The sequence below is a fragment of the Citrobacter sp. wls710 genome, assembly GCF_005281115.1.
In the GTDB taxonomy this organism is placed as follows: Bacteria; Pseudomonadota; Gammaproteobacteria; order Enterobacterales; family Enterobacteriaceae; genus Citrobacter; species Citrobacter werkmanii.
This window is the reverse complement of sequence record NZ_SZXD01000053.1, coordinates 1-2,595: the sequence shown is the minus strand read 5'-3', so window position 1 is coordinate 2,595 and position 2,595 is coordinate 1. Positions and strand designations below refer to the sequence as shown.

At 46.3% G+C, this 2,595-nt stretch carries 3 protein-coding genes; 1 reads left to right on the top strand and 2 read right to left on the bottom strand.

The window, feature by feature from the left end:
- A partial coding sequence (locus FDX14_RS21255; protein ID WP_286364588.1) for a Na+ dependent nucleoside transporter N-terminal domain-containing protein occupies positions 1–652 on the bottom strand: 652 nt, incomplete at its 3' end.
- A 105-nt stretch (positions 653–757) separates the two neighbouring features.
- Positions 758–1,690: a ribosylpyrimidine nucleosidase gene (gene rihB, locus FDX14_RS21250; protein ID WP_137350196.1), complete on the bottom strand. Its 933-nt coding sequence runs from the start codon at positions 1,688–1,690 to the stop codon at positions 758–760.
- Between the two features lie 129 nt (positions 1,691–1,819).
- Here rihB and FDX14_RS21245 point away from each other — a divergent pair, with 129 nt between their 5' ends.
- On the top strand, positions 1,820–2,518 hold the full coding sequence (locus tag FDX14_RS21245) for a transcriptional regulator YeiL (protein ID WP_137350195.1): 699 nt from the start codon (positions 1,820–1,822) through the stop codon (positions 2,516–2,518).
- The last annotated feature ends 77 nt before the right edge of the window (positions 2,519–2,595 follow it).

Here is a 2,595-nt window from a genome sequence, read left to right as displayed (position 1 = left end):
GCGCGAACAAAATACCGCCAGGGATTGCCATTAATGAAGCCGCCAGCAGGTAATCAATGGGTACGCCAAGGCCGGCGTAACCAATCATTGTTGAACCAGCAATGGAAGCCATTCCACTACAAATTGCGGTAAACAGCTCATTACGATTGAGGCGGTCCATAAAGGGTTTGACGATCGCCGGGATCTCATTTTGCCCGAGGAAAATCGTGGTGACAGCCACGAAAGACTCGATCTTACTGATGTTCAGCGCCTTCTGGAAAATACCACCGAGAACGCGGATGAGCCATCCCATCACGCCGATGTAATACAACAGACTTACCAGTGCGGTAATAAAAATAATCGCGGGAAGTACTCGAAATGCAAACACAAAACCGGCGCCATTAAAAACCTTATCCATTTCAGGTCCTGCCAGGGAACCGAAAATAAAGGCGCTACCAGCATCACTGTAAGTCATAACCTTATGAACCCCCAGCGCCGCCTGCTCGGCCAGCCATTTCCCCGGCGGAAAATAGAGCATCACACCGCCAATGGCAACCTGCAGGATCAACGCCGCCCCTACGGTACGCAGATTGATACGCTTTTTATTTACTGACAACAGAAATGCAATTATCAGTAATACTCCCATCCCCAGAACACTTCTCATTATGTCCATAATGATCTTCCCGACATGCCAGGTGTGAACTCGTTACGGGCGACTGCTCACTGCCCATCAGGTGTCAACCGGCCTGTACCACGACTGTACAGACCGGTTGTAGCGTCAGAGATACATGCGCACACACTCTTCAACTAAATCCCAGAACCAGACGGTATCAATGGTGATCCCAACTTTCGTATTCGCAGGTTTTCCCAACACTCCCAGCTCATCGCAGACGGTACGTCCATAGCATGGACCGCTATTGACATCGACTTCGACGTACATGTCCTGTGTTTTGATTCCCTGAGGATTAATCAAATATCCGATACAGGTTGCGTCATGCACCGGGCCTCCGGCCAGACCATAGTTTTCATATTGCGTTTTGAGGGTAAAGTTCATGATGTCGCCGAATAATTGCCCAGCCGGTCCCCCCGCATTTTCCATCCGGGCAATAACCTCAGCGGTACAAACGGTCTGATTGGTGAGATCAAGTCCCATCATCACTAATGGCACACCGGAGGTGAAGACAACACGGGCAGCTTCGGGGTCAGCAAAGATATTATACTCTGCGGAAGGCGTAAAATTACCGGTACCGTATGCGCCGCCCATCAGCACGATCTCACGGATTTTCGGTAAAATAGCAGGCTGCATGCGCATCGCCACGGCAATATTACTCAATGGCCCGACCGGCACCAATGTAATATCGCCATCGCTAGCCATGAGTGTATCTATTATATATTTCACTGCATTAATGCTTTCTGCTTTACGGATCAGCGGTGCAAACACCGGGCCATCCAGACCAGATTCACCATGAATATTATCTGCGACAATCTGCTTACGCATAATAGGTTGTGGCATACCAGCATAAACCGGCACATTAATATTAAGTTTCTGGCATACATTTAATCCATTCACTAATGTTTTATCCAGTGTCTGGTTGCCAGCAACAATAGTAATGCCCAGTAATTCAATTGCAGGATGTCTTGCCGCCATCATCATTGCAATAGCATCATCGTGTCCGGGGTCGCAATCCAGAATAATTTTTCTTCTTTCCATTTCTTATTTCCTCTGTTCGCTGGTAGGGTATTTTCGTCTTATCAAATAAACCAAAAGCATGACGATGCTAGAATCATAGCGACAGAAATCGTATGCTGAATATGAGAAATCTCATACCGGAAAACCATTGTGAAAGAAATCCAAAATGATGCTCTCAGGCAGCAACTCATTGACCAAACAGGCTATACAGAATGCTTCTCTGTTGATGTTTCACGTGATACCCGGTTGTTCCATGTTGCAGCCGGAGACTACATTGTGCGGGAGGGAAACCAGCCGTCATATCTGTTTTACTTGGCTCGCGGGCGTGCCAAGCTGTATGCCACATTACCTAACGGCAGGGTGTCATTGATTGACTTCTTCGGTGCCCCTTGTTTTATTGGTGAGATTGAGTTAGTTGACGCCAACCATGAACCTCGTGCCGTTCAGGCCATAGAAGAATGCTGGTGTTTGGTGCTGCCCATGAAACAATATCGTCCGCTACTACTAAATGATGCCATTTTTCTGCGTCAGCTTTGCGTCTCGTTAAGTCGCAAAAATTACCGTAATATTGTCTCGCTGACCCAGAATCAATCATTTCCTTTGGTTAACCATCTGGCCGCATTTATTTTATTGACGCAGCATGACGATCTGTATCAAGAAAAACATACGCAGGCAGCAGAATATATGGGTGTAACCTATCGCCATTTATTATATGTCATTGCACAATTTACGCGCGAAGGCCTGTTATTAAAACAAAAGAATGGTTATACAATTAATGATAAAAAGAAAATGATCGAACTGGCGCTTGAGATGGATCCAGAGAATAATTTTACTGATATCATTCATTAATAAAAGCGCGCCAGTTTTTGCTGACGCGCTTTTATTTTATACCAGTCCGATAAAGAAACCCGCTATGGTGGCGCTCA